Here is a 12,806-nt window from a genome sequence, read left to right as displayed (position 1 = left end):
CAGTTCAATTTCCTCTCGACCATCAGGTTGATACAGATAATAACAACACACCTAAACAGCACAGGCTAAGCAATTCTCTCCCTGGCACCAGATGCATTCAGTGCCATGATTCTCAGATATGCAACTCTGCATCACCAAAGTTGGCTTGGCCGCTATCGGCCGAGGCTGTGTGAAAACCTAAAAATCAGTTGGCGGTGACAATATTCAGTCGTATTGGTACGACTATCGGCCAGCAGTGCGCTTCAGAATGCCTTCATTTACTATTTATGCATCTCAAGCTATTCGAGATAATGGCTAAGAAACACCTGCTAAAGAGCGTTAACAACTTATATATGCTTGGTCGACCAGGATCAGCTGCCCTATGCTCGCATCGCCTGGATAAAACCCTTGGAACCGAGGATATTCATGACGCGTTTCATGTTGTAGGCAAGCACATGAAGGCTCATTTCCGTTCCGACGTTCTTAAGCCCTTTGGTTAAAAAGTGTGTCGCACCCATCCACGCTTTCAACGTGCCAAAGGGATGCTCGACCGTTTGACGACGGGTTCGCATTTTATCCGGCGTCTGGTCCAGACGTGATGTTACCGCCTCCAGTACCTCTTCGTGTTCCCAGCGTCTGATGCGTCGATATATACCTGTGGTGCACTGCGACTTCATTAAGCAACTCGGACAGGCCGAGCTCCAATAGCAATGTAGCGTCTGGCCTTTTTCGACGTTTTTGAAGCGCCAAACCAATCGCTCTCTCGCGGGACAGCGATATTCATTTCGTTCGGGCACATAACGGAACGCTTCTCTGGGAAACATACCTTTGGCCTGGTTCGGCGAGGTTTTGGGCTTGGGAAGATATGTCGTGATACCGGCCTCGTGACACGCAAGAATCTCCTCTCCTGTGAAGTAACCACGATCAGCCACAACGTGAAGATCATCGATGCCGCTAGCATCGCGTGCTTTCTTTGCCATCCTGAAAAGCTGACGCCGGTCACTGCCGACATTGGTGACCTCATGGGCGACAATCAAATGATGCTGGCTATCGACAGCCGTCTGCACGTTGTAGCCCACGATTCCCGTTCCTCGCGCAGTCATGGAGCGAGCGTCAGGGTCTGTCAAAGAGACTTGCTGGTCAGGGGACTCAGTTCTTTGAATTTCAATGGATTGTAGTTGCTGAACTTCTTCTGTTAGGGAAGCGATCTTTTCCTTCAAACCTGTCGTCTGCATTTCTGTGACAGCGGCGGAGCCTTGATCCATTGCGTCGAGCTGGCGTAAGTAACGCTCAATACTTTTATCGATTTCTTCTGCCCGCCGCTTCATCTTAGCCAAGGTGAAGTTACGATCTCGATTGTTGACTGCCTTAAATTTGCTCCCATCAACCGCCATTATCGAATGAGAAAAGAGCCCTAGACGTCGACATATTATGACAAAGTCGCGGCAAGTACCTTGAATCGCTTTGCCGTTGTTTTTGCGGAAATCTGCGATCGTTTTGAAATCCGGCGCTAGGCGTTCCGTTAGCCACATGAGTTCAATATTACGCTGTGTCTCACGTTCCAGTCGGCGGCTAGACTGGATGCGATTGAGGTAACCGTAGAGATAAATTTTTAAAAGAACAGCGGGATGGTAGGCGGGCCGACCCGTCGCATGAGGATCAACGCCATTAAAGCCCAGTTGTTTGAGATCAAGGGCGTCAACAAAAGCCTCAATGGCTCGAACCGGATTATCTTCAGAGACAAAATCATCCAGGAGCTCCGGAAACAAGGTAGCTTGGGATCGGGATTCACCTGCGACGAACCGTTTCATCGTTACCTCCCACACTCTGTCATGGGATAAGTATAGCGACAGCTACGTTTTCACACAGCCTCGGCCAAAAGCAGTCTTTAAAAGTCTTCTAATATACTTCTCTTTCAGCGCTTTATTTAAATTCAGTTAATAATTGGAGGGCTACAAAGCGTTCAAGAGGAGCCTGCATACCCTGGCTAATCGGCACACTCAATACACTTCAGCACTAACGGATCCCAGGTGAGGCGTTTGGCCCCAATCCATTCGCCGCACTCGATACACTCACCGAAGCTCTCACTCTCAATGCGTTGCAGGGCAGCGGCAATCTGCTTTAGCTTTAACTGGCGGCGCTGCTCGCCTGCTTTGGCCATCGCTTGCCCCTGCATTGCATCCATACGCGACAGCCGACCTACCGACGTTTGATCCAACATTACAGTATCGCGTGAGTCTTCACTGCTTGCGCTCTCCTCGCGAAGCGTGGTGTCGAGTGTCATCAGTTTCTCACGGATAACGGCTATATCCACCTCGGGGTGATTCATCTGCGTCTCCAGTTAGCCTACAATCGTTACCCTACTAATTTGTTTGATCGCGTAAGGGACTATTCGATGGGCTATCGCACCCTGCTGCGCGATCACCGCAGCGTACTCAGTATCGCTTTTTTGGCCATGTTTAGCTCAAGCCTTGGGCAGAGTTATTTCATTGGCCTCTTTCAAGCCCCTCTTTCAGACCACCTTGGGCTTAGTGTCAGCCAGTTTGGCACCGCTTATGCTGTGGTTACTCTGATAGCGGGCTTCTGCATGCTGCGCTTTGGGCCATCTGTTGATTGGATAAACCCACGACGTTTCGCAGCAATCATATTATTACTGCTATTAACCGGCGTTGTGCTGCTTACCTTATCGCCCTGGTGGTGGTTAGGGATAGTCGGCCTTGGCATAGTACGGCTATGCGGTCAGGGTATGTTGACCCATTTGGGTAACACGCTTGCCGCCCGAGAGTTTTCCACCATGCGTGGCCGCGCCATTGGGTTGGCAAACTTAGGCATTCCACTGGGTGAAGCGCTGCTACCACCGTTGGTTGCTGCGGCGCTTATCTGGAGCAGTTGGCAAACTTTTTGGTGGCTAATGTGCGGGACTATTGCACTTCCATGGCTGTGGCTGCTAATGAAAGCCCCCTGGCCCAGCGCGCCGAGCGTTAAACCGACGAAACAAACACCCCACGGCCCTCGCCCCTTTCGTGATAAACGCTTCTGGTTGTTATTGCCCCTGTTAATGTCACTGCCTATCACCATGACGGGGCTATTTATTTATCAAGCCCAATTAACCGAAGCCCTCGACAGCTCACTGGCGGTTTATGCACTGGCGCTGACCGGCATGGGGTTCGCCAAACTGCCGGGGACGTTACTAGGCGGTCGATGGATCGATAAATTGGGGCCCGTGAAGCTAGCGCGCCTTTACTTGTTACCCTACGCCATCGCTATGGTGATGGCGTTAACCATCGGTGGGAACATCAGCATTTGGGCACTAATGGTAGGCGGCGGGTTAGCCATGGGCGCTCAGGAGCTTATCGCCTCTGGTCTGCTGATCAAGCTATGGGGCGCTGAGCATCTTGGCAAGGTACGCTCAGCACTTAGCGCATCCATGGTGTTCTCCACCGGCATAGCGCCTGCGGTACTGGGGTTAGCCCTTGGAGTGGGTGCACCCTTTTACTCGCTTTTATTAGGTATGCTGGTGTTCATCGTTGCCGGATGGCTACTGGCACAGCGCGTGCTGCGGGAAGCAGCCAACTGCACGGCGGAGCAGTAAGTAGCAAGCAATGAAAGCAAGTGTTCAGCGCAAAGTTAACACCGGCAGTTGGGCGTTACGCTGCACCGAGGTCGTAGTACTAATCACTAGAAGGTGGCGAATGCGCGAGTGGCCATAGGTGGCCATTACCAGCATAACGATACTGTGCTCCTGCTTATAGGTACGCAGCTTCTCTTCCACTTCGCCCGCGCCTTCGCAGTGCACGTAACGTTTCTAACGCCCAGGTAAGCTGCGAGCGGTGTTCAGCTGTTTCTGCGCCCACAATGACGGCATGACAAGTAGTGCCTTCAAACAAGGGACTTTTAGCTAGCATTTCCACCCCTTTACGGCCGGTTACTAACGTCAAACGCGATCATCACGTTGTGCGGTGCCAGAAACTGGGCGGTCTCAATGACCAAATGCAACACCTAACCTATCAGGTAGGGTAATGCTATGACTAATTGTTATCGCCATGTAAAGCCACCGGTTAGCCACTGTCGCTACCAAATGTGCCTAATTCCCTTAGTGTGGGTAAGGTAATGCTTCGCTACGACGCTCGTCCGATAGGGCACCAGGGTGATAACTGGTATTTAATCTGCTAACATTATCTGCGCGGTTACTGGCTACTAGGCTTCCTTAACGAAGGCTTTTCGCTGTCGATAGAATACATCAGCAGGATCATAAACCATGCCACACCTACTCTCACAGTTGATGACCCCACCCTAGTTTTTTGCCCGACATTTATGCACTCCGCTTGATTGCTTCTCATGAGAAAATATCATGAAAAACGATCAGTTACTTATGGACTAATGCAATAAGTGCTGGCAACGATGACAACCAATCCACCCTAAGCATTGTTTGATTTTCAGACTAAAGCACTTACCTCATGTTGGTAAGTTTTTACTCTTCAAACAAGGCGAATTCATTGCAATACCTACCTCTCCCTCACACTGCGTTCTTTGACGAAACCTCTTCCTCACAGCTATTTGTGGCGACTCTGCTTGAAAATGCAGATATTCATATCAATGGTGACCGTCCCTGGGATATGCGGTTAAATGCCCATGGCGTGATTGAAGATGCCTTAGCACGAGGCAATCTCGGCCTAGGTGAGCGCTATATGGACGGTGATTGGGAAACCGATGACCTCGATAAGTTCTTTTTTAAACTGATGCGTGCCCGTCTTCCCGATCAGGTCAATCACAGCAAATTAGTGTTTCACCACCTAAAAACACGTTTGGTCAACTTACAAACCGCCAAACGTGCGTTTCAGGTCGGCGAGGCACACTACGACCTTGGCAACGATTTTTATGCCGCCATGCTCGACAAGCGCATGACCTACACCTGTGGCTACTGGAAAGATGCCAAAACGCTCGACGAGGCCCAGGAAGCCAAGCTCGATCTGATTTGCCGCAAACTTAAGCTCAAACCCGGCATGCGCGTGCTGGATATCGGCTGTGGCTGGGGAAGCTTTATGGCCTACGCCGCCGAACATTACGGCGTTGAGTGCGTAGGCCTGACGATTTCAAAAGAGCAAGCAGAATACGGCAAGCTGCTAATGCAGAGCGGGTTACCGGTTGAATTCCGGTTAAAAGATTATCGTGATGAAACCGAGCAATTTGACCGCATTGTCAGTATCGGAATGTTCGAGCATGTGGGTCGCAAAAACTATCGCGAGTACATGAAGGTAGCCAATCGCTGTTTAAAAGATGACGGCCTTTTCTTGCTGCACACCATTGGCAAAAATGTACGTAATACCTCTCCAGACCCCTGGATTGATAAGTATATTTTCCCCAACGGTGAATTGCCCGCCTTGAGCCAAGTGACCAACGCTGCGGAGTCACTGTTTGTGGTGGAAGATGTACACAACTTTGGCGCAGATTACGACCGCACGCTAATGGCTTGGTATAAAAACTTTGAAGCGAGCTGGCCTCAGTTCAAAGACCAGTTCAGCGAGCGTTTTTACCGTATGTGGCGCTACTACCTGCTTAGCTGTGCGGGTGCTTTCCGCGCTCGCGACATTCAGCTGTGGCAATTTGTGCTCAGTAAAAAGGGTGTGCTCGGTGGCTACGACCGCGTTAGCTAAGTCGTTTTCGATGCTTGCGTTTGAAAATATTAAGCCACGACTCACTATTCATTAATTGGACTGTTTAATGCATAACACGTTTACCCTCTTTACATCCGAATCCGTCTCAGAAGGCCACCCCGACAAGATCGCCGACCAAATATCTGATGCTGTTTTAGATGCCATCATCGCCCGTGACAAGCAGGCGCGGGTGGCTTGTGAAACCATGGTTAAAACCGGTGTGGCGATTATCGCCGGTGAAATCACCACCTCTGCCTGGGTAGATTTGGAAACGCTAGTTCGCGACGTTATTACCAATATTGGCTATAACTCATCAGACGTTGGTTTTGATGGCGCCACTTGCGGCGTGATGAATCTAATCGGCAAACAGAGCGTTGATATTGCTCAGGGCGTTGATCGCACCAAGCCCGAAGATCAAGGTGCTGGTGACCAAGGCTTAATGTTTGGTTACGCCACGAACGAAACCGAATCGTACATGCCCGCCCCGATTCACTATTCGCACCGCTTAGTCGAGCGTCAGGCAGAACTTCGTCAACACGGTTTACTACCGTGGCTACGCCCCGATGCCAAGAGCCAAGTGACCTTCCGCTATAACGCTGCGGGTATGCCCTGTGGCGTTGATGCTGTCGTGCTATCAACTCAGCACGACCCCAGCATCGACCAGGAAGAGCTTCGCAGCATTATTAAGCACGAAATTATTGAGCAAGTGCTGCCTGATGAATGGCTGGATGAAAACACCCAGTACCACATTAACCCAACGGGTAAATTTGTGATTGGTGGCCCGGTGGGCGATTGCGGCCTAACCGGTCGAAAAATTATCGTTGATACCTATGGCGGTATGGCGCGTCACGGTGGCGGTGCATTCTCCGGAAAAGATCCCTCAAAGGTCGACCGCAGTGCTGCTTACGCGGGTCGCTATGTCGCCAAAAACATTGTTGCCGCTGGTTTAGCCGATAAGTGTGAAATACAAATTTCGTATGCAATCGGTGTCGCTGAACCCACATCTGTGGCCATTGATACCTTTGGCACTGGCACCATCGACGATGCCAAGATTGTGAGCCTTGTTCGGAAGCATTTTGACCTCAGGCCCTTTGCCATTACCACTATGCTCGACTTGCTGCACCCGATGTATCAGCTTACCGCCGCCTACGGTCACTTTGGGCGCGAGCCGTTTGAGCATAGCTACCACTGGATCGATGATAAGGGCGCGGCGCAGGTAGAAACCTTTACCGCTTTCCCCTGGGAAAAAATCGATAAAGCCGAAGCGCTACGTCAAGCAGCAGCGTTGTTAAAATAACTAAACCAGCCTAGGAGCCGTATATGTCAAGCAAGATATATTGCATTGCCAACTTCAAACCTAAGCCCGGAAAAGAGGAAGCCGTATTTGAAGCGCTTCAAAGGCTAGAACCAAATACTCATCGAGAAGATGGCTGCCTAGCATACACGGTGACTCGCCATATTGATCACCCGAATGCCAAAGGGGCGAGTTACCCCATTGTCTTTCACGAAGTATGGGCTAATCGTGATTCGTTCGAAGCGCACTGCAATCGCCAAGAGATAAAACAGTTTTTTGCCCAACACGTGGAAGCTAAGGACGGCGATATCGATCACGCTAATGTCTGTGTATATAGCGACGAACCTTATGACTACGATGCGCCTAGAATCTAAGTCCACACCGCTGTACGGCTTCACCTACAGTTGAAATAGAAAATAATCTCCCTAGACATTAAACATTGGATATCCCACATGACTGAGCAAAAAATGAACGTCGAGAGCTTTAATCTGGATCACACCAAGGTGAAAGCCCCCTATGTACGCCTTGCTGATATCAAAGAGGGCCAGAACGGCGACCGTATTCATAAATACGATTTACGCATTTGCCAACCTAACCAAGCTCACATGGAAATGCCCGCCCTACACTCACTCGAACACTTAATGGCCGAGCTTTCGCGTAATCATACGGATAAGGTCGTGGATATCAGCCCGATGGGGTGCCAAACCGGTTTCTATATCGCGATGATTAACCACGATGACTATGAGGAAGTACTTAAGATACTCGATAAGACACTGGAAGACGTTTTAACGGCTACCGAAGTACCCGCTTGCAACGAAATGCAGTGCGGCTGGGCTGCCAGTCATAGCCTGAAAGGCGCTCAAGCTCTTGCCAGCGATCTGCTTGAAAAACGCGATGAATGGACACAAGTCTTTGCTTAAAACGATTCTATCCTGAACTTAAGGTCATCTAGCTCACTAACCATCAACTTAGGGTATGAACCAAGCGCTTGACGAATTCACACCATCGCGCTTGGCCTACTCTAGTGGTAACGACATCCTACGGAACACCAAACCTGAGTAGCGGTCAATCGAAGTAAGATTCCGCTTCAATTTACCCCAGATACCTTTGTTTAAGGTCGCTGGTAACTGCATGAGGTAACTCAATGGCACGGTTACACAACGGCTTTTGCCCTACGCCACCCTAGCGCTACTCCCTCCAGACAACGCTATGCATTCATTGCATTTTGTAACGCAATGATTTGCCGAAACCGACCTGTGAGTGGAGTGACCATGCAATTACAAAACGCCTTTATTCCCAACATCGACGAATTAACGACATCCACTGAGTGGACTAGCGTGCACAGTTATTTACCCACCAATGCCAAAACACCCTTACTGGTGGTTTATCGCGATATCCATGGGGCTGGTGTGACATCGGCTATTTTAGAACGCGGGCGATTTCTTAGCGTTACTAATCGCGCTTTGGTTCGTGGCGTTCAGGCTTGGCGCTACATGGAGGAGTAATCTCATCCAGTTTTACTCTTCGCCAAACCACACCACGAGGTCAATATGGAAAACGCCGCTCTTGCAGCTCAGTTCCCCATTGAACAAGAAGTAAAACGTCGTCGTACCTTCGCCATCATTTCGCACCCTGATGCGGGCAAAACCACCTTAACCGAAAAGCTATTGATGTACGGTGGCGCAATCCGTACAGCGGGTACCGTAAAAGCCAAAAAGAGCCAGCAATTTGCCACCTCCGACTGGATGGAAGTGGAGAAGCAGCGGGGTATTTCAGTAGCAAGCTCTGTCATGCAGTTTGAGCACGAAGGGTGTGTAATTAATCTGCTCGATACGCCAGGCCACAAGGATTTTTCCGAAGATACATACCGCGTGCTAACCGCTGTAGATGCCGCATTAATGGTCATTGACGCGGCGAAAGGGGTAGAAGCACAAACCATAAAATTATTAGAAGTGTGCCGTCAGCGTAAAACCCCGATTATCACCTTTATCAATAAAATGGATCGTGAAGTTCGTGAACCATTAGACGTCATTGATGAAATTGAGCAAATTCTGGGTATCACCTGCGCCCCCATTACTTGGCCTGTAGGCATGGGAAAAGAATTTGCAGGTGTCTTCGACTTACGTCGCCACCACATGCTTAAGTTCACCCCAGGCGATAACACTGCTCATCAGGCAGTGGAAGTGCTAGAAAGCGTTGATGATCCTTACCTCACCAAGAATTTTCCTATTGCCCACGCCACTTTCAAAGAGGAGTTGGAAATTGTTCAAGAAGCAGCTGATCCTTTTAACCAGGAAGCTTTTCTAGCAGGTGACTTATCGCCGGTATTTTTCGGTTCAGCGATTAACAACTTCGGCGTGCGCGATATTCTAGAGGCGCTTACCCAGTGGGCACCTTCTCCACGTCCTAGAGAAGCGAAAGAAACAACCGTCTATCCTGATGGGAAACAATTTTCAGGTATCGTGTTTAAAATTCAAGCCAATATGAACCCACAGCATCGCGACCGAATTGCGTTCTTACGTATTTGCTCCGGCGTCTATCGGCAGGGATTAAAAGTTAACCACGCGCGAAGTGCCAAGCCTATTCGACTCGACCACGCTATTACCTTTATGGCTCAAGAACGCGCACACCTTACCACCGCCTATGCAGGCGACATTATTGGCATCCCCAACCATGGCAAGCTGCGTATTGGCGATGTGCTAAGTGAAGGCGAGCTATTGGCCATCGCAGGCATCCCTCACTTTTCACCTGAAATTTTCAAAACGGCGCGTCTAAACGATCCGCTACGTTCAAAGCAGTTAAACAAAGCGCTTAAAGAGCTAGGTGAAGAAGGCACTATCCAGGTATTCGAACCGCTAGAAAAGACCGGGATGATTATGGGCGCTGTTGGGCAGCTACAGTTTGAAACCGTCGCTCATCGCTTACTTACGGAATACAACATTGACGCTACCTTTGAAAGCGTGCCTGTGCATAAAGCGCTCTGGGTATCGAGTGAGGATATACATCAGCTAAAGCGATTTACCCAAACTAGCTCTGTACGATTAGCCTACGACGCAGCGGGCGCCCTGGCCTTTATGCCCCCTACTCGCGCAGCACTGGACATTACTATTGAAAGATGGCCAGAGCTTACGTTTCACACTACCCGCGAAATAAACGCTGTTTGAACTAAGACTTACTTTACAAGACGTTAAGACGTAAATACTCCCCATTTAACAGGCACTATGGATACCAAAACCAACATCTCTCAACGCGACGCTGAACACCGCCAGTTAATGCACACCCTTGAACGCATTGACCTAAACATAGAAGAGATTAACCAACGCCTAGCGGCTTATGCGGAGGACATACAGGCCCAAAAAGAGTATTTATGGACAAGCCGGGATGAGATGGATCACATTGAGAAAATCTCCGCCCGCGAGTCAATTGAGCAAGCGGTAATGACTGGCGACAATGCCTTGGCACGCCGCCATAAACTCGAAAAGCTCAGGCACTCACCCTATTTTGGGCGCTTCGATTTTGCCCAGTGGGGCTCCCCTAAAGCGACTCCCATGCCGATTTATATCGGCATTCACCACTTTTACGACGATCTGGCCGGTCAAAACCGCATATACGACTGGCGGGCCCCCATTGCGTCACTGTTTTACGATTACGAAACAGGCCCCGCCAGCTATCAGAGCCCGAAAGGCGAGATTAGAGGCCAAATCAGCCTCAAGCGGCAGTTCAGAATAAAGAAAGCCAGCATTGAACTGATGATCGATAGCGATGTTCACGTGGTCGATGATGTGCTCCAGGACACGCTGAGCCAAGCGTCTGACGACACGATGAAGAACATCGTTGCCACCATTCAGCGTGATCAAAATGCGATTATCCGTAACGACGAAGCCCATACGCTGATTATTCAAGGGGTGGCGGGTTCTGGAAAAACTTCGATTGCGCTACACCGGATTGCATTTCTACTCTATCGATTTAAAGACACCCTCACCTCCGAAGATATTTTAATTATCTCGCCCAACCAGGTGTTTTCTGACTACATCGCCAACGTGCTGCCCGAGCTGGGTGAAGAGACGGTTAATCAAGTAGGGATGGAAACATTGGCCGACGAGTTGCTCGACAGCCAGTATCGATTCGAAACATTTTTTGAACAAACCACGGCGCTACTGGAAAAGAACGACGAGGCTATGAAGGCGCGCCTGCATTTCAAAGCCTCACCCGAGTTTCTTAAAGAGCTTGATCGTTACGCGGCCGACGTAGAAGCGAAACGCTTTAAGGCTAAGGATATTTGGATTGCTCGGCGATTAGTGCCTGGCTGGCTACTGGAAGAAGTGTTTAAAAAGCATCGCAACCTACCTACCAATGAGCGCCTAAAACAGGTGAGCTGGGAAATAGAGCAGAAAATTGGCAATCAATATAACTATGATTTAGCGCCTGACGAGCGCAAGACACTCAAAGCCACTATTAAGGGCATGCTGCAGCAGAAAACCCTGCGCGAAACCTACAAGGCGTTTTACACCTGGCTGGGTAACCCCGAACTGTTCAAGACAGCTTCCAGGGGGCGGCTTGAGTACGCCGACGTATTCCCGCTGATCTATTTAAAGATGCGCTTGGAGGGAGTCCATTCACGGTGGCGGAATGCCAAGCATCTATTAATCGATGAAATGCAGGACTATACCCCCGTACAGTACGCGGTTATCGGCCAGCTGTTTCGTTGCAAAAAAACCGTGCTAGGCGATAGCTACCAATCGGTTAACCCTTATAGCGCCTCGAAAGCCGAGCAGATTCGACGAGTGCTGCGTCAATCCATGTACGTGACACTCAACAAAAGCTACCGCTCCAGTATTGAAATAACTCGCTTCGCCCAGCATATCGCCTATAACCCCGATTTAGAGCCGATTGAGCGTCATGGCAAATCGCCTGCTATTCACCGCTGCGCCTCACGCAAGCAGTCGCACACAGCCATTCAGCAGCTAGCCCAAGAGTTTGCAGCCTCAACACATAATACCTTGGGTATTGTGTGCAAAACCCAAAAGCAGGCCAGCCTTGTTTTTAAAGCGTTAGAAGGACAATTCGATAAGATACAGTTGCTCACTGAACAAAGCACCGCGTTTGGACAGGGCATTATTATCTGTACCGCTCATATGGCGAAGGGCTTGGAATTTGACCGTGTTATTGTGCCCGAGGTAACGGCCACCCATTACGCAACGGATATGGAGCGCAACTTACTCTACGTGGCCTGTACACGGACAATGCATCAGCTTGACCTTACTTACCACGATCAGCCCTCGCCGTTTATCGAAGAGCTGGAAAGCCATCAATTTCAAGCGGCCTAATACCCAGACGGCTAGATTAGGACGTTGAGTTGAATAATGCCCATACGCTCTCTTCATCGGAAGCATAAAGGTGTAAGTGTTGCAGGTGTTTCGAGTGTTGCAGTTGATCACTCAATGCAAAAACAGCTTCCCGTACTGCCTCTTCAACGCCTTGAACATGGGGGTTGGCGCCGGGTAGAGGAATAGAGAGCGTAGTAAGCTCTTCTCGCTCTGACACAATAATAATTTTACGGTAGCACTTGGCCCATAAAGCCAGCGTTTTAGTATCACCATCACTACTTTGGGGTGGTGCAAATTTAATCATCGTTGGCCCTTCCTGAAAAGGTTGCGAGACCATCCAAGCTTCACCAATCACTCCGCTGCCCAAGGCTTTTATATGCTCTTTGGTAGCAGGTTTTGCATACGCATTTTCTAGCAATAAAGGTACGTCCGTCTGGTGAACCGATATCTCCGTTTTATTGAGCTGCCAAGTCTTCATTAGCCTCTCCTTAGAACAAAAAAGCCGGCTCACTCAAAAAATGAGGGCCGGCTGCGGGTAACAAGTCGCAATGC

At 49.7% G+C, this 12,806-nt stretch carries 11 protein-coding genes and 1 pseudogene; 8 read left to right on the top strand and 4 right to left on the bottom strand.

Going from position 1 to position 12,806, the window contains the following annotated elements:
* Positions 1–359: 359 nt before the first annotated feature.
* Positions 360–1,790, bottom strand: coding sequence for an IS1182 family transposase (locus B6A39_RS08750; RefSeq protein WP_083004090.1), 1,431 nt, complete (start codon positions 1,788–1,790; stop codon positions 360–362).
* A gap of 176 nt (positions 1,791–1,966) precedes the next feature.
* A complete protein-coding gene (locus tag B6A39_RS08745; RefSeq protein ID WP_083004087.1) occupies positions 1,967–2,308 on the bottom strand; it encodes a TraR/DksA family transcriptional regulator in 342 nt (113 codons plus the stop codon).
* Between the two features lie 66 nt (positions 2,309–2,374).
* Between B6A39_RS08745 and B6A39_RS08740 the strand changes: the two genes are divergently transcribed.
* Positions 2,375–3,571, top strand: a complete 1,197-nt coding sequence (locus B6A39_RS08740; RefSeq protein ID WP_083004083.1) for an MFS transporter — start codon at positions 2,375–2,377, stop codon at positions 3,569–3,571.
* A 24-nt stretch (positions 3,572–3,595) separates the two neighbouring features.
* Here the strand turns inward: B6A39_RS08740 and B6A39_RS08735 are convergent.
* Positions 3,596–3,951, bottom strand: a pseudogene (locus B6A39_RS08735) (universal stress protein); the annotation flags it as partial.
* Positions 3,952–4,475: 524 nt separating this feature from the next.
* Here B6A39_RS08735 and cfa point away from each other — a divergent pair.
* The 7 genes from cfa (at position 4,476) to B6A39_RS08700 (ending at position 12,254) form a co-directional block, all read left to right on the top strand.
* A complete protein-coding gene (gene cfa, locus B6A39_RS08730) occupies positions 4,476–5,633 on the top strand; it encodes a cyclopropane fatty acyl phospholipid synthase (RefSeq protein WP_083004080.1) in 1,158 nt (385 codons plus the stop codon).
* 67 nt (positions 5,634–5,700) lie between these two features.
* Complete coding sequence (metK, locus tag B6A39_RS08725; protein WP_083004076.1) at positions 5,701–6,930, top strand: methionine adenosyltransferase; 1,230 nt, start codon at positions 5,701–5,703, stop codon at positions 6,928–6,930.
* A 23-nt stretch (positions 6,931–6,953) separates the two neighbouring features.
* Entirely contained in the window at positions 6,954–7,301 is a 348-nt protein-coding gene (locus B6A39_RS08720; RefSeq protein WP_083004072.1) for a putative quinol monooxygenase, read from the top strand.
* A gap of 78 nt (positions 7,302–7,379) precedes the next feature.
* Positions 7,380–7,847 carry an S-ribosylhomocysteine lyase gene (locus tag B6A39_RS08715; RefSeq protein ID WP_083004069.1) on the top strand — a complete coding sequence of 156 codons (468 nt, stop codon included), beginning with the start codon at positions 7,380–7,382 and terminating at the stop codon, positions 7,845–7,847.
* Between the two features lie 351 nt (positions 7,848–8,198).
* Positions 8,199–8,432, top strand: coding sequence for a hypothetical protein (locus B6A39_RS08710; protein WP_083004065.1), 234 nt, complete (start codon positions 8,199–8,201; stop codon positions 8,430–8,432).
* A 45-nt stretch (positions 8,433–8,477) separates the two neighbouring features.
* Complete coding sequence (locus B6A39_RS08705) at positions 8,478–10,091, top strand: peptide chain release factor 3 (protein ID WP_083004062.1); 1,614 nt, start codon at positions 8,478–8,480, stop codon at positions 10,089–10,091.
* A gap of 57 nt (positions 10,092–10,148) precedes the next feature.
* The gene (locus B6A39_RS08700; RefSeq protein WP_083004058.1) at positions 10,149–12,254 is read left to right on the top strand and encodes a HelD family protein; all 2,106 of its coding nucleotides are present in this window, start codon (positions 10,149–10,151) and stop codon (positions 12,252–12,254) included.
* Between the two features lie 16 nt (positions 12,255–12,270).
* On the opposite strand, the gene B6A39_RS08695 is transcribed toward B6A39_RS08700, so the two are convergent.
* A complete protein-coding gene (locus B6A39_RS08695; protein ID WP_083004054.1) occupies positions 12,271–12,732 on the bottom strand; it encodes a hypothetical protein in 462 nt (153 codons plus the stop codon).
* Positions 12,733–12,806 lie beyond the last annotated feature (74 nt).

It is taken from the genome of Halomonas sp. GT (assembly GCF_002082565.1).
GTDB lineage: Bacteria > Pseudomonadota > Gammaproteobacteria > Pseudomonadales > Halomonadaceae > Vreelandella.
The sequence above is the reverse complement of the archived record's forward strand: the minus strand, read 5'-3'. Positions and strand labels throughout refer to the sequence as shown.